Annotated in this window: 22 protein-coding genes; 10 read left to right on the plus strand and 12 right to left on the minus strand. The window is 75.5% G+C overall.

Going from position 1 to position 23,323, the window contains the following annotated elements; genetic code table 11:
* Nucleotides 1-28: 28 nt before the first annotated feature.
* The 3 genes from ACIOJE_RS03785 to ACIOJE_RS03795 form a co-directional block, all read right to left on the minus strand.
* A complete protein-coding gene (locus tag ACIOJE_RS03785; RefSeq protein WP_400773079.1) occupies nucleotides 29-1,273 on the minus strand; it encodes a phosphotransferase in 1,245 nt (414 codons plus the stop codon).
* A gap of 74 nt (nucleotides 1,274-1,347) precedes the next feature.
* Nucleotides 1,348-2,205, minus strand: a complete 858-nt coding sequence (locus tag ACIOJE_RS03790; protein WP_280681288.1) for a PhzF family phenazine biosynthesis isomerase — start codon at nucleotides 2,203-2,205, stop codon at nucleotides 1,348-1,350.
* A gap of 94 nt (nucleotides 2,206-2,299) precedes the next feature.
* Complete coding sequence (locus ACIOJE_RS03795) at nucleotides 2,300-3,397, minus strand: DUF5937 family protein (protein ID WP_400773081.1); 1,098 nt, start codon at nucleotides 3,395-3,397, stop codon at nucleotides 2,300-2,302.
* Between the two features lie 101 nt (nucleotides 3,398-3,498).
* On the opposite strand from ACIOJE_RS03795, the gene ACIOJE_RS03800 reads away from it, so the two are divergent.
* From ACIOJE_RS03800 to ACIOJE_RS03820, 5 genes are all read left to right on the plus strand, one after another.
* The gene (locus ACIOJE_RS03800; protein ID WP_400773083.1) at nucleotides 3,499-4,797 is read left to right on the plus strand and encodes an MFS transporter; all 1,299 of its coding nucleotides are present in this window, start codon (nucleotides 3,499-3,501) and stop codon (nucleotides 4,795-4,797) included.
* Nucleotides 4,798-4,887: 90 nt separating this feature from the next.
* Entirely contained in the window at nucleotides 4,888-5,454 is a 567-nt protein-coding gene (locus tag ACIOJE_RS03805) for a hypothetical protein (protein ID WP_400773085.1), read from the plus strand.
* A 96-nt stretch (nucleotides 5,455-5,550) separates the two neighbouring features.
* On the plus strand, nucleotides 5,551-6,354 hold the full coding sequence (locus tag ACIOJE_RS03810; RefSeq protein ID WP_280681296.1) for an MBL fold metallo-hydrolase: 804 nt from the start codon (nucleotides 5,551-5,553) through the stop codon (nucleotides 6,352-6,354).
* A 6-nt stretch (nucleotides 6,355-6,360) separates the two neighbouring features.
* Nucleotides 6,361-6,792: a nuclear transport factor 2 family protein gene (locus ACIOJE_RS03815; protein WP_400773087.1), complete on the plus strand. Its 432-nt coding sequence runs from the start codon at nucleotides 6,361-6,363 to the stop codon at nucleotides 6,790-6,792.
* A 215-nt stretch (nucleotides 6,793-7,007) separates the two neighbouring features.
* Nucleotides 7,008-8,270, plus strand: a complete 1,263-nt coding sequence (locus ACIOJE_RS03820; protein WP_400773089.1) for an NAD(P)/FAD-dependent oxidoreductase — start codon at nucleotides 7,008-7,010, stop codon at nucleotides 8,268-8,270.
* Nucleotides 8,271-8,392: 122 nt separating this feature from the next.
* Here ACIOJE_RS03820 and ACIOJE_RS03825 read toward each other — a convergent pair whose 3' ends face one another.
* Nucleotides 8,393-9,394 (minus strand): ABC transporter ATP-binding protein, encoded by a 1,002-nt coding sequence (locus tag ACIOJE_RS03825; RefSeq protein WP_400773090.1) that lies wholly within the window; start codon nucleotides 9,392-9,394, stop codon nucleotides 8,393-8,395.
* A 243-nt stretch (nucleotides 9,395-9,637) separates the two neighbouring features.
* Nucleotides 9,638-10,621, minus strand: a complete 984-nt coding sequence (locus ACIOJE_RS03830; RefSeq protein WP_400773092.1) for a right-handed parallel beta-helix repeat-containing protein — start codon at nucleotides 10,619-10,621, stop codon at nucleotides 9,638-9,640.
* A gap of 132 nt (nucleotides 10,622-10,753) precedes the next feature.
* Between ACIOJE_RS03830 and ACIOJE_RS03835 the strand changes: the two genes are divergently transcribed.
* A complete protein-coding gene (locus tag ACIOJE_RS03835) occupies nucleotides 10,754-11,170 on the plus strand; it encodes a DUF3592 domain-containing protein (protein ID WP_400773094.1) in 417 nt (138 codons plus the stop codon).
* A 55-nt stretch (nucleotides 11,171-11,225) separates the two neighbouring features.
* Here ACIOJE_RS03835 and ACIOJE_RS03840 read toward each other — a convergent pair whose 3' ends face one another.
* The 5 genes from ACIOJE_RS03840 to ACIOJE_RS03860 form a co-directional block, all read right to left on the minus strand.
* On the minus strand, nucleotides 11,226-12,347 hold the full coding sequence (locus tag ACIOJE_RS03840) for a Clp protease N-terminal domain-containing protein (RefSeq protein WP_400773095.1): 1,122 nt from the start codon (nucleotides 12,345-12,347) through the stop codon (nucleotides 11,226-11,228).
* A 94-nt stretch (nucleotides 12,348-12,441) separates the two neighbouring features.
* Nucleotides 12,442-14,001 carry an APC family permease gene (locus tag ACIOJE_RS03845; RefSeq protein WP_400773097.1) on the minus strand — a complete coding sequence of 520 codons (1,560 nt, stop codon included), beginning with the start codon at nucleotides 13,999-14,001 and terminating at the stop codon, nucleotides 12,442-12,444.
* Between the two features lie 331 nt (nucleotides 14,002-14,332).
* Nucleotides 14,333-14,749 (minus strand): hypothetical protein, encoded by a 417-nt coding sequence (locus ACIOJE_RS03850; RefSeq protein WP_280681324.1) that lies wholly within the window; start codon nucleotides 14,747-14,749, stop codon nucleotides 14,333-14,335.
* Between the two features lie 6 nt (nucleotides 14,750-14,755).
* Nucleotides 14,756-15,310: a universal stress protein gene (locus tag ACIOJE_RS03855; protein WP_280681326.1), complete on the minus strand. Its 555-nt coding sequence runs from the start codon at nucleotides 15,308-15,310 to the stop codon at nucleotides 14,756-14,758.
* A gap of 280 nt (nucleotides 15,311-15,590) precedes the next feature.
* A complete protein-coding gene (locus ACIOJE_RS03860; RefSeq protein ID WP_400773100.1) occupies nucleotides 15,591-17,990 on the minus strand; it encodes a DUF4118 domain-containing protein in 2,400 nt (799 codons plus the stop codon).
* A 136-nt stretch (nucleotides 17,991-18,126) separates the two neighbouring features.
* Between ACIOJE_RS03860 and ACIOJE_RS03865 the strand changes: the two genes are divergently transcribed.
* The 4 genes from ACIOJE_RS03865 (at nucleotide 18,127) to ACIOJE_RS03880 (ending at nucleotide 21,403) form a co-directional block, all read left to right on the plus strand.
* The gene (locus ACIOJE_RS03865) at nucleotides 18,127-18,474 is read left to right on the plus strand and encodes a GntR family transcriptional regulator (protein WP_280681330.1); all 348 of its coding nucleotides are present in this window, start codon (nucleotides 18,127-18,129) and stop codon (nucleotides 18,472-18,474) included.
* Nucleotides 18,471-19,514, plus strand: a complete 1,044-nt coding sequence (locus ACIOJE_RS03870) for a DUF1648 domain-containing protein (RefSeq protein ID WP_400773102.1) — start codon at nucleotides 18,471-18,473, stop codon at nucleotides 19,512-19,514. Before ACIOJE_RS03865 ends, ACIOJE_RS03870 begins: the two co-directional genes overlap by 4 nt.
* A 130-nt stretch (nucleotides 19,515-19,644) precedes the next feature.
* The gene (locus ACIOJE_RS03875) at nucleotides 19,645-20,415 is read left to right on the plus strand and encodes a hypothetical protein (protein WP_280681335.1); all 771 of its coding nucleotides are present in this window, start codon (nucleotides 19,645-19,647) and stop codon (nucleotides 20,413-20,415) included.
* Nucleotides 20,416-20,563: 148 nt separating this feature from the next.
* Nucleotides 20,564-21,403 carry an SAM-dependent methyltransferase gene (locus tag ACIOJE_RS03880; protein ID WP_280681337.1) on the plus strand — a complete coding sequence of 280 codons (840 nt, stop codon included), beginning with the start codon at nucleotides 20,564-20,566 and terminating at the stop codon, nucleotides 21,401-21,403.
* A 6-nt stretch (nucleotides 21,404-21,409) separates the two neighbouring features.
* On the opposite strand, the gene ACIOJE_RS03885 is transcribed toward ACIOJE_RS03880, so the two are convergent.
* Both ACIOJE_RS03885 and ACIOJE_RS03890 read right to left on the minus strand, forming a co-directional pair.
* The gene (locus ACIOJE_RS03885; RefSeq protein ID WP_400773405.1) at nucleotides 21,410-22,036 is read right to left on the minus strand and encodes a response regulator; all 627 of its coding nucleotides are present in this window, start codon (nucleotides 22,034-22,036) and stop codon (nucleotides 21,410-21,412) included.
* 50 nt (nucleotides 22,037-22,086) lie between these two features.
* Entirely contained in the window at nucleotides 22,087-23,277 is a 1,191-nt protein-coding gene (locus ACIOJE_RS03890; protein ID WP_400773103.1) for a sensor histidine kinase, read from the minus strand.
* Nucleotides 23,278-23,323: the final 46 nt, after the last annotated feature.

The following is a 23,323-nucleotide window of genomic DNA, read 5'->3' on the forward strand; positions in this document are numbered from 1 at the left end:
GCCGGCCCGCCGGCCTCAAGACCCGCCGTCAGCGCGGGCGGACGGCGCAGGCCAGGGCCGCGCGCAGCTCGGCGGCCGGATCGCCCTCGTGGTACGGGCGCTCGCTCGCCTCGATGTGGTCCAGGAACTCCTGGTACCGCAGCGCGTAGGACAGGTGGTACAGCGGCTCGACGAGTTCCAGCGCCCGCTGCGGCCGCGCGCCGGGAACGTGCTCCTGCCAGGCCCGCGACCAGACGGCGGCGAGCTGCTCCCAGCGCTCCGGCGCGAGGTAGGCGCGCGGGCGCAGCCCGTCCAGGGCGGGGTGGCCCAGGCAGGAGTCGGCGTAGTCGACGACCACCGAACGCTCGCCGTCGGAGCGCCAGTTGCCCGGGTGGAAGTCGCCGTGCACCAGCGCCTGCGGGAGTCCGCAGCTTTCCAACTCTTCCAGCAGCGACGGGAGTTCGTCGACCAGCCGACGGGCGTCGGCCAGTTCCCGCGCCGTCAGGCCGGTCGTGCCGGGGAGCCGGTCGAGCAGCGCCCGGGCCTGGGCGAGCAGGGTGCGCGGCGTCCGGTCGCGCAGCCCGGCCGCCGCCGCGCGCCCGTCGGCGGCCAGTGCCGCCTGGGCGGCGACCAGCCGGGGCACCACGTCGGCGACGGTGGCGGCGGACGGGCCCCAGCAGTCCGTGCCGGGCACGTGGTCCAGCAGCAGCCGCCCGCCCGCCGGGTCGGCGGCCAGCACCGGCGGCACGAGGGCCTGGTCGACCCCGCCGAGCAGCGCGATGACCTCGCCCTCGCGGGCGTTGAAGGCGGGCGTCGTGGTCTTCAGCCAGGCGTCGCGGCCGGTGGCCGTCGGGATGCGGACGAGGCCCGAGAGGTTCCAGGTGCGGACCTGCCGTGCGGGTCCGGCCGCCGGGCGGCCCACCCGGGTGAGCTCCGCCCGCGCCCAGGCCAACGCGTCCCGCAGGCCGGCCGGGGTGGCCCAGGCGGCGCGGTGCTCGGCGGGGCCGAGCAGGGCGGCGGTGCCGGCGTCCGGCGTCCGGGCCGCCAGCGCGCCGGGCCGCTCCAGGGCCTCGGCGTGGTACCACACCTGCCCGCCGTGCCCGCCCTGCTCGCTGCGCCCCCGCACGAGCCGCACCACCAGCACCGGCACCCCGGCGAGTTCGGACGTCCGCGCCACCACCCCGTCCACCGACGACCACCACCCGCCCGCCGCCTCGAACGGGCCCACCGGCCCGAAGTACTCGTCCCCGTGGGTGAGGTGGACCGTGACGGTGCGTTCGCTCGCTCGCTGCATCCGGGCAGCTTCGCCCACGCCGCCCGGGTGCGCGAGCGAATATCCGGCGGCCGAGGGGGTCGTGGCGGCGGGCCCTACGGGATCGCCACCGCCGCGCCGGACACCCGCACCCGGGGGTCCTCCGCCCGCAGCTCGACCCGCAGCACGCCCGGGCGGCCCAGGTCCTCGCCCTGGTGGAGGGTCAGCACCGCCGGGGCCGTCACCGCGCCCTGGTCCCGCAGGTAGGCGCCGAAGGCGGCGGCCGCGGCGCCGGTGGCGGGGTCCTCGACGACGCCGCCGACCGGGAAGGGGTCGCGGACGTGGAAGACGTGGGCGCTCTCGCGCCAGACCAGCTGGAGGGTCACCAGGTCGCGGGCGCGCATGTAGGCGGCGAGGCCGTCGAAGTCGTAGGCGAGGCGGGCCAGGCGGTCGCGGGTGGCGGCGGCGAGCACGAGGTGGCGGGCGCCGGCGTAGGCGACCCGGGGCGGCAGCGTCGGGTCGAGGTCGGTGCGGGCCCAGCCGAGCAGCGCGAGGGCCTCGTCGACGTCGGCCGCGGTCACGTCCGCCACCCGGGGCTCGACGCTGGTGAGGGTGGCGCGCAGCACGCCGTCCGCGTCCTGGTCGACCTGGACGGGGACCTCGCCCGCCGCCGTCGTGAAGACGTAGCGCCCGGGGCCGGTGCGCCCGGCGAGGGCGACGGCGGCGGCGACCGTCGCGTGGCCGCAGAACGGCACCTCGGTGAGCGGGCTGAAGTACCGGACGTGGTGGGCGCCTTCGGTCCGGCCCGCGGTCAGGAAGGCCGTCTCGGAGTAGCCGAGCCCGGCGGCGATGGCGAGCATCCGCTCGTCGGTCAGTCCGGTGGCGTCGAGCACCACCCCGGCCGGGTTGCCGCCCTCGGGGCGGGTGGTGAAGGCGGCGTAGCGCAGGATGCGGGGCGAGGCGTCGTCAGTCATGCCCGGACGAACGCGTTCCGCTCCGCCGCTGTTCCCGGTCACCGCACCAGGGTCACCGCAGCACGGTCACCACAGCACGGCCAGCGCGGCGTGATCACCGCAGCACCGCCTCCAGGAGGTCCGAGCCGAGCCGGGCGCTGCCGGCGAGGTCGAGCTGGTAGAGCATGTACCGCCCGCGCCGCTGGGTGGTGAGCAGCCCCGCCTTGCGCAGCACGGCCAGGTGCCGGGACACCTCGGGGGCGCTGAGCATCCAGGCGGCGGCGAGTTCGCCGGTGGTGTGCGGCCCGCGCGCCATGGTGCGGGCGAGGCGCAGCCGGACGGGGTGGGCGAGGGCTTCGAGCCGCTGCTGGACGAGGGCGAGCGAGACCGGTTCGGGCAGGCCCGCCTCGGCCACGGGGTACTGGAGGACGGGCCGCCAGCCGGGGGCGTGCACCACGAGCAGGTGGGGTCGGCCGAAGGCGGTCGGGATGAAGGTGACTCCCCCGCTGTCGGTGCCGCTGGTGGAGTTGTCCTGGAGTTTGTCGATGACGATCCGCCGCCGCCCGTCCGCGCCCTGGTCGAGGGTGACGGAGGGTGAGATCGCGGCCAGCGCCTCGCCGGGGCCGCGCCGGGCGAGCAGGTCGGCCTTGTACCGGGCGTCGGCGGCGAGGTCGGGCAGGACGCGCTGCCAGGCGTCGGCGAAGAACGCGGACTCGCAGTCCTCCAGCATCCGCCGGACCAGGGCGCGGACGGCGGGCGGGTCGGCGAGCAGCCGGTCGGCGAAGGCGGCCTGCCGGGGGCCGCGGGCGAGGGCGAGTTCGCGGGCGCGCTCGTTGGCGGCTGGGTCGGTGAGCGGCGAGGCCTGCCGGTGGGCGAGCCGGGAGGAGCCGCAGGTGGTGATCAGGGCGGCGGCGACGTACAGCTCGTCGTCGATCCGGTCGACGGCGTCGAGTTCGGCCCTGAGGGTGGCGCCGGGAAGCCCTGGGACGAGGAAGTCGGCGCGGGAGGAGCGCCACAGGAAGTCGGCCTCCAGCAGCCGTTCGGACAGCTCGGGCGGGACGGCCGCGGTGGTGCTGGACGCCCAGCCGTGCAGCGCGGGGTGATGCGCGGGCTCGGCGAGGACGTGCAGCATCGCGTTCAGCTCGCCGAGCGGGGACGGCGTGAAGAGCAGGCGCTCGTCGGGCAGGGCGGTGATGTCGATGGTCACGCTCACGGCCCCGATCCTGCCACCCGGCCCGATCACGGCCGGCGTCGATTGACGCGAACCGTCAATCCGCGTGCCCGGCGGCCGCCGGGCGGCGGACGGTACCGGCCATGAGCCTGATCCAGGAGAAGTCCGTCCACGACCACGCCGCCGTACGGGCCGGTGAACCGCCCGCCCCGCCGGTCGGGGCCGGCCGCCGGGGCCCGTCCGCGCTGCTGAGCCTGCTGACCGCCGCGGGCGGGCCCCGCTACGCGGTCGCGCTGGCGGTGGACGCGGTGGGCGGCGGCATGCTGCGTCCGTTCCTGCTGCTGTACGGCGTCGGGGTGCTACACCTGGGCGCGGGCGCGGCCGGGCTGGCGATGTCGGCGGGGATGGTCGCCGGCCTCCTGGTGGTGCCGCTGACCGGCCGCTGGATCGACCGCGGTGCCCGGACCCTGCCCGCCGCGGCGACGCTGGTGCTGCGGGCGGCGGGTGCGCTGACGCTGCCGGCCGCGAACGGCCTGGCCTGGTTCACCGTGGCGGCGGTGCTGTTCGGGATGGGCAGCCAGTCCTGGCCGACCACCCACGCCGCGGTGGTGTCCACGCTGACCGAGGGGCGGCTGCGGGACGCCGCGCTCGCCGCCGGGCGGTCGCTGCGCAACGCCGGGCTGGGCGCGGGCGCGCTGCTGGCCACCGTGGCGGTGACCGGCGGGGCGGGCGCGGTCCGGGCGCTGGCCTGGGTGACGGGCGCGGCCTGCCTGGTCGCCGCCGCCCTGGTGCTGTCGCTGCGGGTGCGGGCCCCGCAGGCCGTCACCGACCGCGCGGCTCGTCCGCAGGAGGCGGGCGAGCCGCTGCGGCGGATCAGCCTGCTGGGTCTCGCCAACCTGCCGTACGCGTTCTGCTTCGACGTGCTGGAGGTGGCGCTGCCGGCGCTGCTGGTGCTGCATCTGCACGCCTCGCCGGCCTGGTCCTCGGGGGTGTTCGTGGGCAACACGGTGCTGGTGATCGCCCTGCAGCTGGCCCTGGTGCTGCGGCTGGCGGACCGGTCGCGGCGGGCCGTGCTGGCGGCCTCGGGGGTGGTGCTGGCGCTGTCCTACCTGGGGTTCTGGGCGGCCGGGTCGCTGGGCGGGGTGCCGGGGGCGGCGGGCGTCGCGGTGGTCTCGGTGCTGTACACGCTGGGCGAGATCCTCTACACCGGCTCGGGCACGGCCCTGGTCGCGGCGGTCGCCCCGCCGCACCTGCTGGGGCGGGCCCTGGCGCGCTGGGAGGTGTCGTCGGGCGTGGGCCGGGCGGCGGCGCCGGCGGTGCTGACGGCGCTGCTGGCGGTCGGTCCCGGGCTGCTGTGGCCGGTGCTCGCCGGCGCCACGCTGCTGGGGGCGCTGGCGGTGCTCCGGCTGGGGCCCGTCCGCACGCCCCCGCCTGCGCGGTGACCCGGCCTCGACGCCGAGGGCGGGCACCCCGCCGTCTCATGCCCCCGCCTGCGCGGTGCCCCGGCCGGGTGCGATGGCATGATCGTCCGCATGGCGCTCACCCCCTTCCAGCAGCAGCTTCGCGACCGGGTCCTCGATGCCGAGGTGACGGCCCCGCCGGAGCCCTGGCGGCCCGTGGGCCGGGGGATGGTCCCGGTCGGCGGGCTGCTCGGCATCGGTTTCGCCACCGACCCGGGCACCGGCCACGACCTGGTGCTGGTGGTCTCCAGCAGCGGGCACGGCCTGTTCGACGCGGTCACCGGCGAGAAGCTGGAGCGCGAGTACGACCCGGAGGAGGACCCGGACGGCCCGGACCTCTCCTGCCCCGGCCTCGGCCCGGTCGCGGACCTCCGGATCCCGGTGGCCGGGCTGTGGGGCGGCGGCCTGCACACCAGCGCCGACGGCTGGGAGGTCGAGGTGGTCGCCCCGGAGTGGCCGCACCACCGGGTGCTGCTCATCGGCGGCGCGGCACCGGCATGGAAGGGGACGCACGGCGAGACCTGGTGGCACGTCTTCGACTCCCGCTGGTCCACCTTCCGCGCCGCCGGCTTCTCCCCCTCCGGCCGCACCCTCGCCGTGGCCACCAGCAGCGACCTCACCCTCTGGAGCCGTGTCTAGGGCCTTTCGAGCGTCGGGTCCCTCCGGATGCGGGCGGGGCGCCCAGCGCCGATGCTGGCCGCGAGGCGTGCCCGGCCCAGAGGAAGGAACTCCCCCATGAGCGCACTCGACTTCGAGATCATCGACAGCCCCGACAGCTCGCTCAACAAGACCTCCGTGCTGGTCACCGGCCCCAAGGACGTCCTGCTGGTGGACGCCGGGTTCACCCGCTCCGACGGCCGCCGCCTGGTGGAGCGGATCCGTGCCACCGGCAAGCGGCTGACCACCGTCTTCATCAGCCACGGCGACCCGGACTTCTACTTCGGCGCCCAGGAGGTCCAGGACGCCTTCCCGCAGGCCCGGTTCCTGGCCACCGCCGACACCGTCGAGCACATCCAGGAGACGTACGAGGGCAAGCTCAAGGCCTGGGCCCACCTCGGCCCCGAGCTGCCCACCCGGCTGGTCCGGCCCGAGGTGATGCACGGCGACGAGATCGTCTTCGAGGGCCACCGGTTCGAGCTGCGCGGCGCCGACTTCCACCTGCCCGACCGGCACTACCTCTGGCAGCACCACCACCACGCGGTGCTCGGCGGCGTGCTGCTCTTCGAGGGCCTGCACGTGTGGACGGCCGACACCCCCTCCTACGCCCAGCGGTCCGCCTGGATCGACCTGTTGGACGGCATCGAGGCCCTCCAGCCGCAGTTCGTGGCGGCCGGCCACCGGATCGCCGGGACGCCCACCGACCTGACCTCCGTCCAGCAGACCCGGGACTACCTGCGCGCCTTCGAGACCGAGATCGACCGGGCCCCGGACGCGGCCGCCGCCAAGGAGGCGCTGGAACGGCGCTTCCCGGACCTGGGGCTGCGGATCGCCGTCGACATCGGCACCAAGGTCGTCCTGGGCGAAATGGCCTGGAGCTGAGCCGCGATGATCGAGATCCCGAGGGACACCGCCTCGTTCGCCGAGTCCGCCGCCCCCGCCGACGTGGTGCGCCGCCAGTACCTGGCCTCGGCCCGGGGCGACCTGGCCGCGCTGCGCTCCACGCTCGCCGACGACGTCGAGTGGACCGAGATGGCCGGCTTCCCGCTGGCCGGCACCTACCGCACCCCGAAGGGCGTCACCGCCAATGTGATGGAGCGTCTGGCGGCCGAGTGGGACAACTGGACGGCGCACGACGACACCTACGTCGTCGACGGCGAGAACGTGGTCGTGCTGGCCCGCTACACGGCCGTGCACAAGGCCACTGGAAGGCCGCTCGCGGTGCGGGCCGCCCACCACTTCACGGTGCGCGGCGGCCGGATCGTCCGCTTCGAGCAGTTCACCGACACCGCGCTGGTCAGGGAGGCCATGAACCCGTAGCGGCCCACCTTCACCCCCAGCGGCCCACGTTCACTCGTACGGGGGAGCGTGGCGCGGCGCGCCCGGTCCGGCCTCGACACGCCACCCGGACGGCGGCAGGCTGACCCCGAGGGCCCGCTGGCACACGCCCGCCGGGCGTCCGGACGGCGGGAGTCTCCGGAGAGCGGGAGTCCGAGGACGGGCCCTGGTTCCGGCCGGAGAGTGAGGAGTTCAGCATGGGCACGGGTACGGCGGGAACGGCGGAGGGCGGCGGGCGCGAGCGCCCGATCGTGATCGTCGGGGCGTCCCTGGGCGGCGCCAAGGCCGCGGAGGCGCTGCGCGCGGCCGGCCACCAGGGCGGCATCGTCCTGATCGGCGAGGAGCACGAACGCCCGTACGAACGGCCGCCGCTGTCGAAGGGGTACCTGCTCGGCACGACGCCCCGGGAGAAGATCTACGTCCACCCGCCGCAGTGGTACGGGGAGAACGACATCACGCTGCGGCTGGGCACCTCGGTGGTCGCGATCGACCCGGCCGGGCACACCGTGACGCTCGCCGACGACGGCCAGGTGGCGTACGCCAAGCTGCTGCTCACCACCGGCTCGGTGCCGCGCCGGCTGCCGGTGCCGGGCGAGGAGCAGGACGGCGTGCTCTACCTGCGCCGGGCCGAGGACAGCGAGCGGATCAAGGCGGTGCTGCGGCCGGGCGCCCGGATCGCGGTGATCGGCGCGGGCTGGATCGGCCTGGAGGTGGCGGCCGCGGCCCGGGCGGCGGGCGCCGAGGTGACGGTGCTGGAGGCGGCCGAGCTCCCGCTGCTGCGCGTGCTGGGCCGCGAGGTCGCGCAGGTCTTCGCCGACCTGCACCGCGACCACGGCGTGGACCTGCGCTTCGGCGTCCAGGTGACCGAACTGACCGGCACCGGCGGCACGGTGAGCGGCGTGCGGCTGGGCGACGGCACGACGGTGGCGGCCGACGCGGTGGTCGTCGGCATCGGCATCTCCCCCGCGACCGGTCTGGCCGCGGCCGCCGGGCTGGAGGTCGACAACGGGGTGAAGACCGACCAGCACCTGCGCACCTCCGACCCGGACGTCTACGCGGCCGGCGACGCCGCCAACGCCTTCCACCCGCTGTTCGGCAAGCACATCCGGGTCGAGCACTGGGCCAACGCCGTCAACCAGCCGCAGACCGCCGCCCGCGCGATGCTCGGGCAGCCGGACGCGGTGTACGACCGGGTGCCGTACTTCTTCAGCGACCAGTACGACCTGGGCATGGAGTACGTCGGCTACGTCGAACCGGGCGGCTACGACCGGGTGGTGTTCCGCGGCGATCCGGCCACCCGCGAGTTCATCGCGTTCTGGCTGGCCGACGGCCGGGTGCTGGCGGGGATGAACGTCAACGTCTGGGACGTCACCGACCCGATCCGCGAACTGGTCCGCTCCGGGCGGGCGGTGGACCCGAAGGCGCTCGCCGACCCGGGCGTACCGCTCGGCGAACTGTAGGGCCGGTCGTCGGCCCCCACCGGTGGCGGATCCAGCGGTTCACACCTGGCCGGAGTCCACGAGGTGCCCACCGGTGGGTCCGAGGCTCGGACCGTCGCCGCTTCCTCCCGCGGCGGCCTCCGCTACGACCCGCCTGCCCCGCCTCGACCCAGTCCGGCCAGGTCCTCGCCGGAGCCGTCCCGGTTCTGCCGCAGGGCCACGAGCCGGCCGCCGCCCGCCAGGTCGACCGCGAACCGGGTCTGCGCGCCGGCGTAGACGACGTCCGTGATCCGGCCCGCCGCCCGGACCTCGTCCGGGCTGGCCGGATCGTCCGGGCGGCACATGCGGATCTTCTCCGGCCGGACCGCCCACCTGCCCGGCGAGCCGAAGACCCGCGCGGCGTCCTCGCCGCTCAGCAGGTTCGCGGTGCCGACGAAGCCGGCGACGAACGGTGTCGCCGGGCGCTCGTACACCTCGGCGGGGGTTCCGACCTGCTCGATCCGGCCGGCGTTGAAGACCGCGATCCGGTCGCTCATGGTCACCGCCTCGTCCTGGTCGTGGGTGACGAAGACGAAGGTGATGCCCGCCTCGCGCTGGATCCGCTTGAGCTCGGACTGCATCTCCAGCCGCAGTTTGAGATCGAGCGCGCCGAGCGGCTCGTCCAGCAGCAGCACCGGGGGGCGGTTGACCAAGGCCCGGGCCAGGGCCACGCGTTGGCGCTGACCGCCGGAGAGCCCGGCCGGGCGACGGTCGGCGAGACCGTCGAGGCGGACCATGGCGAGTGCCGCGGCGATGCGCTCCGCCCGCTCGGCGCGCGGCACCCGTTTCACCCTCAGCCCGTACTCCACGTTCCGGTGAACCGACAGGTGGGGGAAGAGCGCGTAGTCCTGGAAGACGGTGTTGACGTCACGGTCGAAGGGCGCGGCCCGGGTCACGTCCCGCCCGTTCAGCCACACCCGGCCCGACGACGGCTCCTCGAATCCGGCGATCAGGCGCAGCACCGTGGTCTTCCCGGATCCGGAGGGCCCGAGCATCGAGAAGAACTCGCCCGACCGGATCTCCAGGTCCACCCCGTCGACGGCCCGCACCACGCCGAAGCTCTTGGTCACCGCACGCAGGCCCACCGCCGCGCCACCGTCCGCCATGACCAGCGAACCTACTGCCCCGTACCGCCGGTTGAGGCGGGAAGTCCGGGCAAATCCATCAAATCGCCCGCCAACATCCCCCGTCCGGGTGACACACCTCGCCCGTGCCCGACCGGCGGCCCGCAGGCCTGGTGCCGCCCGTCGAGACCACCGGGGAGGTCGCCCGGCCTGCCGACCGGACGGCTGCTGCCGCCCGACCCGATCGCGGGGGAACCCCCACCCGCCGCCCGGACTCCCGAGGGGTCAGCCGACCGGGACGCCGGGGTTGACCAGACCCCGCCCCCCGGTGACGGTGTTGCCCGGGCCGATCGTCACCGGGCAGGCGGCGGCGTAGTCGGTCACGTCGATCGCGTACCGGTCCGGCCCGGTGGCGCCGGTGAGGTCGGAGCGGTTGCCCCGGAACACCGTGCCGCAGCCCCAGCCGGGTTGGACGCTGTGGGTCTGGAAGCCGTCGTCGGTGGTGCGCACGCCGGTGTTGTTCTCGACGACGTAGCCGTTGCCCTTCACGTCGACCCAGGAGTCGTCGTAGTTGCGGCCGGTGAGGCCGTCGCCGTCGAAGGAGTTGCCGGAGACCAGGCCGCCGGTGGTGCCCTCCTTGAGGTCGACGTTCTCGGCGCCGATGTTCGGGCCGAAGGTGTTGCCGATGATCCGCACGTAGTCGCTGCGGTCGGCGAGGGTGTTGGCGGTGCCGACGTAGACGCCCTCGCCCATGCCGTCCCGGTTCAGGCCGGTGTCGTGGATGCGCGAGTTGCGCAGCGTGCCGTGCGCGCTGGAGTTGCGGAAGTGCACGCCCTCCATGGTGGTGTGATGGACCGTCACACCGTCGATCACCACGTAGTTCGCGGCGTCCGTCATGATGCCCTTCTGGGCGCCGGTGACGGTCAGGCCCTGGACGGTCCAGTAGCTCGCACCGTTGAGGTAGAGGCCGTAGCCGCCGCCGGTCGGGGTGGTGAGCACGGCCTTGGCCGAGCCGCTGAGGGTGATCCGGGCGGCGGCGGTGCCGGGCGCGGTGGCCTTGAAGTTGCCGGTGTAGGTGCCGTCCGCGAGTTGGATGGTCTGGCCGGGCACGGCGGCCGCGAGCGCCGCCTGGAGCTGCTTGGTGGTGGTGACCTTGACGACGGCGGCCGCCGTCGGATCGGCGACGGCGGAGGGCGCGCAGCCGAGGGCGAGTGCGGTCAGCGCGGCGCCGACGGCGAGGGTACGGCGGGCGGAGGTGGGGGAGGTCACGGACGGTGCTCCTACGGGGTGGGGGGAAGGAACAGGCCGGGCCCCCACAATGGACTGGACCATTCCGGGCGTCAAGACCGCCTGCGGTCGGCGATACTGGGATTCCGGGGGCGATGCGGGCAAGGAGGCACGGTGGGCGGTACGGCCGGGTTCGCCGTGGTGGTGTTCGGTGCGCTGGGCGGCGTGGTCGCCTACCTCGCCGGGGTCGTCGGGCTGCGCGAGCTGCGACGGCTGCGCCGGGTCGGCGTCCCGGCCCTGGCGCTGGTGCGCGCCCGCGTCCCCACGCCTGAGGACCGCGCGCTTCCGCCGCGCCCGCTGCTGCAGTTCGAGACCGCGGACGGCCGGGTGGTGGAGGTCTTCTCCCCCGTCCCGTCCACCCCGCGCCACCCGCTGCCGGACGGCGGCCACGTGCCGGTCCGCTACGACCCGGCCGATCCCCGGCAGGTCCTGGTGGACGGCCGCGAGCGCAGGCCGCTGGAGTACGCCTTCGTGGCGCTCGGGCTGCTGATGGTGCTGACCTCGATCACCCTGGCACTCGCCGTCCGCTGAGGCTCCGCGCCGATGGTGCCGCGCAGGTGGTGCTCCTCTCCTCGGTCCGATCGTTCTAGGGCGTGTCCGAGGGCCTGTCCGGCAGGACTGCGGCGAGCGCGCGCTGGAGGCCGTCGGGGTCGGTGCACAGGGTGTCCGCCAGGCGGCGGGCCCGGGTGTCCTCCTCCAGCAGGGTACGGACCAGCGGCCCGGTGCCCTGTCCGGCGGGGGCGCCGTCCAGGTAGGCGTCCACGGCGCGTGGGTCGGCCGGGAGCCGCACCTGGCCGACGGTCAGCGCGGTATGGGCCCGGGCGTAGTCGAGGCCGAGTCGGGCCAACAGCACGCCGCCCGCGTGCCGCTCGGCCGGGTCGGCGCCGCCCCCGCCGGCCAACTGCGGGTGCCGGCAGGCGATTTCGTGGACGGCCAGGACGGCCAGCAGGACGTGCTCGGTGCCCGGCGCGCGGCGGCCGAGGCGCTGCGCCTGCTCGTCGGTCTCCAGCCGGACCCAGGCCATCGGTGTGGTGGCGATGTTCGCTTTGGCGGAGCCCCGCCCCAGCAGCCGCTTCCAGCGCGGGAGCGGGTACGGGCGGCGGCCGAGCAGCGCGTCCCGGGTGGGGCGCAGCAGCGGGTCGAGGCCGTCGGCGGGAGCGCCGGGGCCGTCAGGGGCGGTGTCGGGGGCCTCCGGGTCGTCGGCGTCCAGGCGGTCGCGGACCGCCCGGGGTGCGGCGCCGGCCGCGTGCAGCAGTTCGACGGCCCGGGCGTGCCGGTCGGCGAGCAGGGCGCGCAGCAGGTGTTCGGCGGTGAACTTCCGCTCGCCGCCCTGCCGGGCCCGGTCCATCGCGCCGGTCAGGGCGCGGGCGGCGGCGCCGCTGAGCAGCAGGCCGCGGTCCCCGGTCGGGCCGAGCGCGTCCCGGGCGGGCACGCTCGCGCCGGCCTCGTCGTCCGAGCTCCAGCGCGCCGCGCCGTTGCCGCCCTGGCGGTCGCGCAGCGCGGCGAGCAGGGCGGTCGCGGTCGCCCCGGCGGCCGCCAGGGCCTCGCCGGCGGGGCCCTTCGTCCCGGCGACGGCGGCCAGCAGGTGTTCCGTCCCCAGTCGGCCGTCGCCGCCGCCGCGCGCGGCCCGGGCCGCGCCCAGGACGCCGAGCGTGCGCCAGTCCGGTTCCAGCGTCGCCTCCATACCGGCCCCTCCCGCAACGGTCATTTGCCGGAACTATATGCCTGCTTTGCCCACCCTTTACACGTGGCCGTGCGTCAAGGAGGCGTCAGAACCGGCCGATTCGGGGCCGTCGCCCGGCTCAGGGCGCGGCGGCCGGGTCGGCGGCGCTCACCGGGACGTCCGGGTGGCGGAACCAGGACCCCTGCAGCACCCGCTGCGCCAGCATCAACACCGCTCCGAGCAGCAGTGCGCCCAGGCCGATCACCGTCACCCCGCCGACCCGGCCGATCACCGGCAGGTCGATCGAGGTGGCGCCGTAGTCCGGGTCGGCGTAGACGTCGAAGGCGCCGTAGGCGAAGAAGTACAGCAGCATCAGGCCGCCGGCCAGCGGAAGCACGCCCTTGCCCACGAAGTCCCGGACGCTGCGGGTGAGCGCCCGGCGGTAGTACCAGACGCAGGCGAAGCCGGTCAGACCGTAGTAGAAGGCGATGCCGAGGCCGACCGAGGCGATCGAGTCGGCCAGCACGTTGCCGCTGATCGCGGTGAGCAGCACGTAGAAGCCGATCGACGCCAGGCCCATGGCGACCGTCGACCAGGTCGGGGTCCGGTGGCGCGGGTGCACCCGGGCGAAGCCGCTGGGGATGGCCCGGTGGCTGGCCATCGAGAAGGTGGTGCGGGCCGTGGGCAGGATCGTCGTCTGGGTGGAGGCCGCGGCCGAGGTCAGCACCATCAGGATCAGCAGCCGGCTGAGCACCGCGCCGAAGCCGGAGGTGCCGAACACCGCGTCGCCGAGGCCGGACAGCACGTCCCCCGAGTGCTGCGGGTTGCCGAGCCCGATGCCGTCGGCACCGACCCCGGCGAAGGACTGCGCCGAGGTGGCGACCAGGGCGTAGATGAAGAGCAGCAGCACGGTGGAGATGACCGCCGCGCGGCCGGGGGTGCGCGCGGAGTCGGCGGTCTCCTCGTTGACGGACACCGCGGTGTCCCAGCCCCAGTAGATGAAGACCGCGGCGAGCATCCCGGCGGTGAAGGCAGAGGTCGAGGGCACGTTGAACGGGTTGAACCAGGAGGCGTCGACCGGGATGGCGGTCGCGGGCGCGCCGGAGCTGTACGCCGTGACGAGCGCGGTGACCGAGAAGAGGACCAGCACCACCACCTCGACGGCCAGCAGCCACCGCTGCAGGGCGGCGGACAGCTCGATGCCGACGTAGCAGATGGCCGTCATCAGGACGATCCACACCACCCCCGCCGTGGTCGTCCACACCCGGCTGGCCGCGAGCGAGTCCAGGCCGACCAGCCGGAAGCCGTACACCCCGGCGATCTGCGCCAGGTTGGCCATCACGATGACGTCGGCGACGACGATGCCCCAGCCGCCCATCCAGCCGGTGCGCGGGCCGAACGCGCGGGCGGCCCAGGTGAAGGTGGTGCCGCAGTCCGGGTCGGCGGCGTTGAGCTCCTTGTAGGCGTAGGCGATCAGCAGCATCGGGATGAACGCCAGGACGGTGACGATCGGCGCCTGGAGGCCGACGCCGACCACGACGATGCCGAGCGTCGCGGCCAGGCTGTAGGCGGGGGCGGTGGAGGCGAGGCCGATGCACACCGAGGAGAGCAGGCCCAGGGCGCCGCTCTTCAGGCCCTTCTCACCCGCGCCGGAACCGGTCGGAACGCCGGTTGGGGGGCTGGTCGGGGAGGCCGACACTGGTCCCATCCCCTTAGGTGCGCAGCGGGGGCCGCGAGGACCGATCTGGTCGTCTCAGCGTAGCGCCCACCGGGGCGGGCGGCCGGGCGGCGGGGGCCCGGGGTGGGAGGCGGACGGGGCGCGCGGCGCGCGGCGGTGGTGCGGTCGCGGCGGTGCCCGACCGGATCGACGGGACCGCTGTCCGAACGGCGACCGCTCCGCCGCCACGGCGCCGCGCGCCGCCTACCTGTGTTCCACCGGTTGCCGAGGGCTCCGGAGTACCGGCCGGAGCCCGGGGTTCGGCGTAGCCCGCCGGCCGGCCCGAAGGCCGGTGACGGGCCGTCTCGGGGCCTCAGACGGGAGTGTCGAGGCGCAGCCGCGCCACCCGGACCGTCCGGCGCGGCAGGGTGGTGGGCAGGGCCACCAGCAGGGCGGTGGCGGCGAACATCGCGAGGTGCCCGCCCTCCGGCCACGGCCCGGACCAGCCCAGTTCGCCGTACCGGTGCTCGGCGAAGGCGTTGCAGCAGAGCCAGGCCGCCAGTCCGATCAGCGGCGCCGCCCGGGGCCGGGAGAAGCCGCCGACGATTCCGCACAGCGCGAGGTAGGCGACGTGGGCGAGCCAGCCGGAGTGCAGTTCGCCGAGCCCGCCGAGGCCCAGCGCCAGGGCGCCACCGGCGAGCAGGGCCACCGTGCCCGAGGTCGGGGCGGACAGCCGCTCCAGCACCGGGTGGTAGTGCCGCCCGCCGGGCCGGGCCGCGTACATCCGCACCGCGAACTAACCCTTCACGAAGAGGAGTTCGGACATCTCGCCGACCGGAAGGTGCCACCGGGTGCGCCGGTTCATGGCCTCCAGCTCGTGCAGCAGCCCGGGCACCGGGACGGTCAGCACCGGGCAGCCCGCCTTCCGCGCGCAGTACGCCGGCACCGAGCCCCGCAGCCGGCGGCGCAGCAGTCCGCCGCTCTGGCCGAGGACCAGCAGGTCCTCCGGCCGGTCGGCGGCCTGGACGAGGGCGGGCCCGGTCTCCCCCCGGATCACCAGCGGGCGCAACGGCACGCCCGGGTCGGCGCCGCCGAACGCCGCGTCGAGGGCGTCCAGCAGCCGCCGCTCGGCCGCCTCGCGCACCGCGGCGAGCAGCGGCGGGCACGGCGACCGGCGGTATCCGAACTCACCGCCGGGCGGCTCCCAGGCCAGCACCGGCACGAGTTCGGCGCCGCGGTGGCGGGCTTCCGCCACGCCGCGGTGCAGGGCGGCGAGGCTGCCCAGCGATCCGCTGACCCCGACCACCACCCTGCCGCCGCCACTGCCCTCGTGCCGTCCGTTGCCGTGCATGATCCGTCCTCGCGTCGTCGTTGCCTGCCTGGTCCGTCGCCCTCCACCCAACCGCCGCGCCCGCCGCCCGCCGCCCGTCCTTGACGCCTTCCTGACGCCCGGGGCCGCCTTCCCAACGCACTCCATACGCGGACCGGCCACCGGCACCCACCGTCACCCGTCCGGCCGAGCCGGACCTGCCCGGCCCGGAGTTCCGGCGCCGGCGATGGCCGCACCGGGCGGAGTCGACCGAAGTCGGCGCGCCACTCCGGGAGTTCGGCCTGACCGAGGGCTACCGACCCTAGCGCTGGGGCGCACCCGGGGCGCGGGCGAGGTCGAAGGTGTAGGCGGTGCCGCCGCCGGGGGCGGGTTCGGCGGTCAGTTCGCCGTTCATCGCCTCGACGAAGCCGCGTGCCACGATGAGGCCGGTGCCCTCGGCGGCCGGGCCGGGGGCCGTCACCCGGAGGTGGACCCGCCCGGCCACCGCGCCCGCGTCGACCAGGGCGGGCCGGGCGGCCGCCGTGAGGACGTCCGCGAGGGCGCGTTCCAGCAGGCCCGCGTCGGCGAGCACGGGCGGCAGGCCGTCCGCGAGGGTGAGCCGCACGCCGCCCTGCTCGCCGGGCAGGTCGGCGAGGGCGGCGGCGAGCACCGGGGCGAGGGCGGTGGGGCGCAGCAGCACCGGCTTCTCGCCGGCCCGCAGCCGGCTGAGGTCCAGCAGGTCGGCGACCAGGCGTTCCATCCGGCGCGTCTCGGCGGCGATCCGCCGCCCCGGCGGCCCCGGCAGGGCGGCGGCCTCGCGGCGCAGCGCCGCGAGCGGCGCGTGCAGGTCCTGCCCGGCGGCCTCCAGCAGCGCGGTGTGCAGGGCGTCGGCGTGGGCGAGGGTCTCGGCCGCCGCGGCCTGGACGGCCAGCCGCTCGCGCTCCCGGGCCAGCCGCAGCTGGGTGACGTAGGGGCCCAGCAGCCGGGTGTCCTCCTCGGTGAGCGCCGGTCCGCGCAGCGCCAGGACGGTGTCCGCGCCGAGGTCGACGGCGAGTGAGGCCTCGTCGGGGCGCTGCGGGAGGGTGGCGCCGGAGGCGGCGACCGGGCGCCAGAGCGGACCGGAGCGGACCAGGACGACGGAGCCCTCCAGGCCGAACACCTGGCGCAGGTCGGCGACCAGGTCGGGCAGTGCCCGGGCCCCGCCGTCGACCGTGTCGCCGGCCAGCCGGGCCAGCACGGCCGCCTCCGCGCGGGCCCGGTCGGCCTGCTGGGACCGGCGGGCGAGGCCGTTGATGAGGTGGGCGATGATCCCGGCGACGGCGAGGAAGAGCAGCAGTGCCGCGAGGTCGGCGCCGCGGGCGACGGCGAGGCTGTGCCAGGGCCGGGTGAAGAAGTAGTCGGCGGCGAGCAGCCCGACGGCGGTGCTGCCGGCGGCGGGCAGCAGGCCGCCGAGCCGGGCGGTGGCGGCGACGGCGAGCAGCAGGCAGAGCAGGGCGCCGGGTAGTGCGAGCGCGTCGCGCAGCGGGGAGAGCGCCCAGACGAGGGCTGCCGTCCCGGCCGGCCCGGTCAGCCAGGCGAGGCGTCGGCGGCGTGCCGGGACGGCGGCCGGGCGCCGGCGCCGGGGCGCGGGCGGAACGGCCAGCAGCCCGGGTTCGGGCGGGGGCACGACCCGGACGTCGATCGGTCCGGCCAGCCGGATGACGCGGTTGATCACCGAACCGGACACCAGTTCGCGCAGGCGGCTGCGGCTGGTCGGGCCGAGCAGGATCTGGGTGGCGCTCTCGGTGCGGGCGAAGTCCACCAGGGCGCGGGCGGCGTCGCCGCCGCTCACCTCGACGTAGCCGCCGTGGAGTTCGTGCAGCAGCGCGCGCTGCCCGGCGAGCGTGGGCGGCTCGCGGACGGCGGTGCCGTCGTCGAGCCGGACGTGCACGCCGATCAGGTCGCCGTGCACCCGGGCGGCGATGCGGGCGCCGCGGCGGATCAGGTGCTCGCCCTGCGGGGCCCCGTTGAGGGCGACGACGATGCGTTCCTTGGTCTCCCAGGGCGCCCGGATGCCGTGCCGGGCGCGGTAGTCGGCGAGTTCCTCCTCGACCCGGTCGGCCAGCCAGAGCAGGGCGAGTTCGCGCAGCGCGCCGAGGTTGCCGGCCCGGAAGTAGTGGTCGAGGGCGACGTCGATCCGGTCGGTCGGGTAGATGGCGCCCTGGGCCATCCGGGTGCGCAGGGCCTGCGGGCTGAGGTCGACGAGTTCGATCCGGTCGGCGGCGCGGACCACCTCGTCGGGGATCCGCTCGCGCTGGGCGACGCCGGTGATCTGTTCGACGACGTCGTTGAGGCTCTCCAGGTGCTGGATGTTGACGGTGGTGGCCACGTCGATGTCGGCGTCGAGGAGTTCGCGGACGTCCTGCCAGCGCTTGTCGTGGCTGCTGCCGGGGGCGTTGGTGTGGGCGAGTTCGTCGACGAGCGCGAGTTGGGGGCGGCGGGCGAGCAGGGCGTGGACGTCGAGTTCGGTGAACGTGGTGCCGCGGTGGCCGACCGTCCGGCGGGGCAGGACGGGCAGGTCGCCGAGCTGCTGCTCGGTGCCCCGGCGGCCGTAGGTCTCGACCAGTCCGACGACGACGTCCAGGCCCTCCTCGTCGCGCAGCCGGCGGCCCTCGGCGAGCATGGCGTACGTCTTGCCGACCCCCGGCGCCGCCCCCAGGAACACCCGCAGTCGTCCGCTCACCGCCGCGCCGCCACCTCCTCGGTGTCCATGCTCCGCCCGGGCGCCGGGGCGCGCGAGGGGACGGCCAGGGCCTGGCTTCGCCCCCTCCTGCGCGCAGACGCCGGATGATCCGGATGGTGCTATCGTCAATAGCACCATGTTGCTGAAGCTGGACACCGGCGACGCCCGCCCCCTGCACGAGCAGGTCGCGGGCGCGATCCGGCGGGCCATCGCCGAGGGCGAGTGCACGCCCGGGGACAGGCTGCCCCCGGCCCGGGAGCTCTCCCGGGCGCTGGGGGTGAACACCAACACCATCCTGCGCGGGCTGCGCACGCTGCGGGACGAGGGCGTGCTGGAGTTCCGCCGGGGCCGCGGCATCACCGTCGCGGCGGAGGCCGACACCCGCTCCGAACTCACCGAGCGGGTCCGGCAGTTGGTCGCAGACGCGGCCCGGGCCGGCTACAGCGCGAACGATCTCGTGGACATGATCAGGGGGATGTCGTGACGGACGAGGGGCCCAGGACGAACGGGCGTCAGGGGAAGGGGCGTCGGGAGAACGCGCGGCGGGGGAACGGGCCGCAGCGCGGCGCGGTCTGGGGTGCGGCGGCCTGGTCGGCCGGCGTGCTGGGACTGCTGATCGCGCTGCCGTGGGCCGCGCGCTCCCGGTTGCCGGACCGGCTCGCCACCCACTGGAGCGGGCGGAACCCGGACGGTGCCATGTCGCTGACGGCCGCCGCACTGTTCCCGGCGGCCACCTGGCTGGTGCTGGTGCTGGCCACCGCCGCCGCCTTCCGCTTCTGGCCCGCCCGCTCGCGCGGCGCCACCGGGGTGACACTGGCCACCGGCGGCGTGCTCCTGACCGGGGCGCAGACCTCCATCGTGCACGCCAACCTGGACCGCGCCCGCTGGCAGGACGCCGCGCCGATGGGCGTCGAGGTGGTCCTCATCATCGCGGCGGCGGGCCTGGCCGGCCTGCTGACCTGGCTGGCCACCCGCCCGCACCAGGCCTCCCCGGCCGGGGCACGCCCGGCGACGGGGGCGACGGTGCCGGCGGCCGCCCCGGGCGAGCAGCTGGTCTGGCTCTCCCGGGCCGTCAACCCCTGGCTGCAGCTGGCCGCCGCCGTCCTCGGGCTGGGCGCGGTGGGCGGCGTGCTGGCCCCGGCCAGCGGGCTGATCGCGCTCAACTGGTCGCTGATCGTGCCGTTCGCCTCCACCTCCGTCCTCGTGCTCGCCTGCTCCTCGGTGCAGGCCCGGGTGACCGACCGGGGCCTGTCCGTCGGCTTCGGCCCCTTCGGTTGGCCCAGCCGGCGCTGGTCCCCCGCCGACCTCGAATCGGCCCGCGCCGAGACCCGCACCCCCGCCCAGGCCGGCGGCTGGGGCTACCGCATCAACGGGCTCGGCACCACGGTGATGCTGCGCCGAGGGGTCTGCCTGGTGGTCCGCACCCGGCGCGGCGGCGAGTTCGCCGTCAGCGTGGACGACGCCGAGCGCGGCGCGGCCCTGCTCGACTCCCTCATCTCCAGGGCCGCCAGCCCCACCGGTTGACTCCCCTTCCGGCCCCGCCGCCCATCGCGTGACACTTCGCGAAACCGCCCGGTCACCCGGGGTGCGGCGGGCGGCGAGGCGGGTACACCAGGTGACAGCTGGTCACTGCACGGAGGGCAAGGAGGCGTCCGTGACTCACGACGGACGGACGGCGGAAGCCCGGGGGCGCGACGAGGTCGCCGCCCGGGGAGGCACCCACACCAACCAGGACGAACGGACCATCACATTCCTACGGCTCGGCGTCGGCTTGATCGGCATAGTGCTGCCGCTCGCGCTGCCGCTGGGGAACTGGCTGTTCGCCGAGTTCCGAGGCCAGAGCACGGCGGGCTTCTGGCCGGCCTCGATGAGCGGCTCGTACTACACCAGCACCCGGAACCTCTTCGTGGGCGGCCTGTGCGCGCTCGGGGTGTTCCTGATCTGCTACCGCTTCGACCGCCGCGACGACCGCTGGAGCACCGCCGCCGGCGTGTTCGCGCTCGGGGTCGCCCTGTGCCCGACCGCACCCCGGGACGCGACGACGTTCCAGGCCACGGTCGGCGTGCTGCACCTCGTCTTCGCGAGCCTGCTGCTGTTCGTGCTGGCGATGTTCTGCCTCTTCTCCTTCCGGAACCCGAGTTCGGCCCAGCCGTCCCGGGTCGGCTGGGCGTACCTGGCGGCCGGGGTGCTGATCCTGGTCCTCCTGCTGCTCGCCGTCGTCGCCGGGGTGACCGGCATCGGTTCGAACTGGGCCGTCCGGCCGCTGTACCTCTGCGAGTGGTTCTCGACCTGGGCCTTCGGCGCCGCCTGGACGGGCGCGGCGCGTGAACTCGCCGCCGCCGGCGGATCGTACGGGAAGCACCCGGTCCTCCCGGGGCAGGCCGGCGCCCTCACCGCCGACAACCCGACGGCCCAGCCCCAGTAGTCGGCCGGGTCGCCCTGCCGGCAGCCCGGCGGGGCGACCCGGAGGCTGAGTGATCGTCATCTCGTCGTCCCGGAACACCGTTACCATGCGCACCATGGCCCGCCACCGTGGCGGCCGGTGACGGCACCCCAGCAACGGGAGGACGAGCATGTCGAACGAGGTCCGGGCGCAGCGCGGTCCGCAGGAGGAGTACCCCTCGGTGGATCTGCGGATGGACGTACCGCACTCGGCGCGGGTCTACGACTACCTCATCGGCGGCAAGACCAACTTCGAGGCGGACCGCGTCGCCGCGCACGCCTCGGTGCAGGCCTGGCCCTCGCTGCCGATCTCGATGCGCACCACCCGGGAGTTCATGCAGCGCGCCGTCCGCCACCTCGCCGAGGAGCACGGCGTCCGGCAGTTCCTGGACGTCGGCACCGGCATCCCGACCTCGCCCAACGTGCACGAGATCGCCCAGCGGATCGCCCCGGACGCCCGGGTCGCCTACGTCGACAACGACCCGATCGTGCTCACCCACGCGCGGGCCCTGATGTCCAGCACGGCCGAGGGCCGCACCTGTTACGTGGACGCCGACTTCCGCGACCCGGAGTCGATCATCCGGAACCCCCGGCTGCGCGAAGTCCTGGACCTGTCCCAGCCGGTGGCGCTGTCGCTGATCGCCATCGTCCACTTCGTGCTCGACCACGACGACCCGCAGGGCATCGTGCGCCGCTTCATGGACGCCCTCGCACCGGGCAGCTTCCTCGCCCTGACCGTGTTCACCGGCGACACCGACCCGGTGGGCGTGGGCGGCGTCGGCCGGGAGTACAACGCACGCGGCATCCCGCTGCAGATCCGGGACCAGGCGGAGACCACGGCCTTCTTCGACGGCTACGAACTCCTCGACCCCGGCGTCACCCTGGTCCACCACTGGCGCCCGGACGCCGACGCCGCGCCGATCCGCGACCAGGACATCGCGATGTACGCGGGCGTGGCGATCAAGCGCTGAACCTCCTCAGCCCGTGACGGAGACCAGGCCCGCCTCGTAGGCCAGGATGACGAGGTGGACCCGGTCGCGGGCGTCGAGTTTGGCGAGCAGCCGGGTCATGTAGGTCTTCACGGTGGCGATGCTGAGGACCAGTTCGGCGGCGATCTCGGTGTTGGACAGGCCCCGGCCGACCAGGGTGAGGATCTCCCGCTCGCGGTCGGTGATCGCGTCGAGCCGCCGGGCGGCCGGGCTCTGCCCCGGTGCGGCGGCCGGCACCCGGGCCGGCCGCTGTTCCGCGAAGGAGGAGATCAGCCGACGGGTGACGCTCGGCGCGATCAGGGCGTCCCCGGCCGCGACCACCCGGACGGCGGCCAGGATGTCGTCCAAGGCCATGTCCTTGACCAGGAAGCCGGACGCCCCGGCGTGCAGCGCCGCGTACACGTGGTCGTCGTCGTCGAAGGTGGTGAGCACGACCACCCTGGCCGGCCCGCCGCCGCCGGTGATCAGGCGGGTGGCCTCGATGCCGTCCATGCCGGGCATCCGCAGGTCCATCACGACCACGTCGGGCCGCAGTTCCCCGGCCAGCCGGACGGCCTCGGCGCCGGTGCCGGCCTCGCCGACCACCTCGGCGTCGGTGGTCTCCGTGATGACCATCTCCAGCGCGGCCCGGACCAGCGGCTGGTCGTCGACCAGCAGGACGCGGATCACGCGCCCACCTCCACGGCGAGCGGCAGCCGGGCGGTGACCCGGAAGCCGCCCTCGGGGCGCGGCCCGGCGTCGAACTCGCCGTGCAGCAGGGCGACCCGCTCGCGCAGCCCGGCCAGGCCGAAGCCGCCGCCCGGCTCGCCGCCCCGGCCCCGGCCCCGGTCGGTGATCTCCACGGACACCTCGCCCGCCGTCCGGCGGTCGACCCGGACCAGGCAGGAGCGGGTGTCCGCGTGCCGCACCACGTTGGTGACGGACTCCTGGATGACACGGAAGACCGAGAGGTCGACCTCCGGTGGCAGCGGGCCCTGGTCGCCCTGCCGCCGGACCTCGACCCGGACGCCGGCGGCGGTGGTCGCGGCGGCCAGCCGGTCGAGGTCGGCCAGGCCCTGCGGGACGATCGCGGACGCCTCGCCGTCGGCCCGGCGCAGCGCGACCAGCATCCGGCGCAGCCCGGCCAGGGTCTCCCGTCCGGCGTTCTCGATCTCGGCCAGCGCCTCCCGGGCCCGGTCGGGCCGGGTGTCGATGACCCGGCGGGCGGCGCCGGCCTGCAGGGCGACGATGCCGATGCTGTGGGCGACGGTGTCGTGCATCTCGCGGGCGATCCGCAGTCGTTCGGCGGTGACCGCCTCGGCCGCCGCCCGGGTGCTCAACGCCCGGGCGTGCTCGCGGTTCTCGCGCATCGAGCGGCCGACCAGCCAGGCGATCAGGGCGAGCAGCGCGGCGCCGTCGGCGGAGCCGATGTGGGTGCCGGTGAAGATGCCGACGGTGTTGCCATGCACCAGGCCGATGTGCAGCACCAGGAAGACCATCACCAGCGCGAACGCGGCCCGGGAGCTGCGGCGCGGCCGGGTGGCGGTGATCAGGCAGAGCGCGACGTCCACGGCCAGCAGCGCGGCCGGAGGCACCTGGGTGTTCGCGGCCCAGCCGTCGGTCTCGGTGAAGGCGGCGACGAGCAGCAGGACGATCGAGAGCACCGGCAACCGGCGCACCAGCGCGGCGCCGACGAAGGCCACCGCCGTGGTGGCCAGGGTGAACGCCAGCCCGCCGTGCGCGGCGGCGCCGTGGTGCTGGCGGGCGGCGCCGCCGAGCAGGACGGCGGGGTAGGCGGCGGCCACGCACCAGGCGGCCCCGACCCAGACCTCGGGCGGGACGCGCCGGAACAGCGGCGGAGAGGGCGTCGCAGACATGTGAAGATCGTAACGACGGGCCCGGGTCCCGTCATCGGACCGTGGT

It is taken from the genome of Kitasatospora sp. NPDC087861 (assembly GCF_044742585.1).
GTDB lineage: Bacteria > Actinomycetota > Actinomycetes > Streptomycetales > Streptomycetaceae > Kitasatospora.

Coding starts and splice junctions, on each gene's coding strand:
- ACIOJE_RS03785 (WP_400773079.1), bottom strand. CDS start 1,273: ATGCAGCGAGCGAGCGAACGCACCGTCACGGTCCACCTCACCCACGGG.
- ACIOJE_RS03790 (WP_280681288.1), bottom strand. CDS start 2,205: ATGACTGACGACGCCTCGCCCCGCATCCTGCGCTACGCCGCCTTCACC.
- ACIOJE_RS03800 (WP_400773083.1), top strand. CDS start 3,499: ATGAGCCTGATCCAGGAGAAGTCCGTCCACGACCACGCCGCCGTACGG.
- ACIOJE_RS03805 (WP_400773085.1), top strand. CDS start 4,888: ATGGCGCTCACCCCCTTCCAGCAGCAGCTTCGCGACCGGGTCCTCGAT.
- ACIOJE_RS03810 (WP_280681296.1), top strand. CDS start 5,551: ATGAGCGCACTCGACTTCGAGATCATCGACAGCCCCGACAGCTCGCTC.
- ACIOJE_RS03815 (WP_400773087.1), top strand. CDS start 6,361: ATGATCGAGATCCCGAGGGACACCGCCTCGTTCGCCGAGTCCGCCGCC.
- ACIOJE_RS03820 (WP_400773089.1), top strand. CDS start 7,008: ATGGGCACGGGTACGGCGGGAACGGCGGAGGGCGGCGGGCGCGAGCGC.
- ACIOJE_RS03825 (WP_400773090.1), bottom strand. CDS start 9,394: ATGGCGGACGGTGGCGCGGCGGTGGGCCTGCGTGCGGTGACCAAGAGC.
- ACIOJE_RS03840 (WP_400773095.1), bottom strand. CDS start 12,347: ATGACCGTTGCGGGAGGGGCCGGTATGGAGGCGACGCTGGAACCGGAC.
- ACIOJE_RS03855 (WP_280681326.1), bottom strand. CDS start 15,310: ATGCACGGCAACGGACGGCACGAGGGCAGTGGCGGCGGCAGGGTGGTG.
- ACIOJE_RS03865 (WP_280681330.1), top strand. CDS start 18,127: ATGTTGCTGAAGCTGGACACCGGCGACGCCCGCCCCCTGCACGAGCAG.
- ACIOJE_RS03880 (WP_280681337.1), top strand. CDS start 20,564: ATGTCGAACGAGGTCCGGGCGCAGCGCGGTCCGCAGGAGGAGTACCCC.
- ACIOJE_RS03885 (WP_400773405.1), bottom strand. CDS start 22,036: ATGGTCATCACGGAGACCACCGACGCCGAGGTGGTCGGCGAGGCCGGC.
- ACIOJE_RS03890 (WP_400773103.1), bottom strand. CDS start 23,277: ATGTCTGCGACGCCCTCTCCGCCGCTGTTCCGGCGCGTCCCGCCCGAG.